Annotated in this window: 1 protein-coding gene; it reads right to left on the reverse strand. The window is 66.0% G+C overall.

Annotated features, from left to right (window positions below; translation table 11 throughout):
- On the reverse strand, window positions 1–318 hold a 318-nt coding region (locus B7G66_RS13930; RefSeq protein WP_048859294.1), incomplete at both ends, for an ImuA family protein.

The raw sequence follows: 318 nt of genomic DNA on the forward strand, positions 1-318 counted from the left end.
GCGATGCCAAGCGAACCAGACGTTTCGGCCGCCAGTTGCAGGCGGCGTGAGGCCGTCATGGACAGACGCGCCACCTCGGCCACAACGGCCCCGAGGCCGCCATGTCGCAGCCCTTCCTCGAAACAGGCCAGCACATCGACGTCCGAACAGGCTTCGACAAAGATCGTTCGCCGTGCCGACAGCCCCACCTGTTTCAGGGAGGGAGCGAATACGTCCTGACGGGTGACAATCCAGAGCACCTTGCCGGGCGTGCGGGCTGCAATTCCGGCGCAGAACTGACCGGCGGCCGCACTGTGAAGGGCGTCGTTGCCTCCGCCT

The organism is Novacetimonas hansenii JCM 7643 (genome assembly GCF_000964405.1).
Taxonomy (GTDB): Bacteria; Pseudomonadota; Alphaproteobacteria; order Acetobacterales; family Acetobacteraceae; genus Novacetimonas; species Novacetimonas hansenii.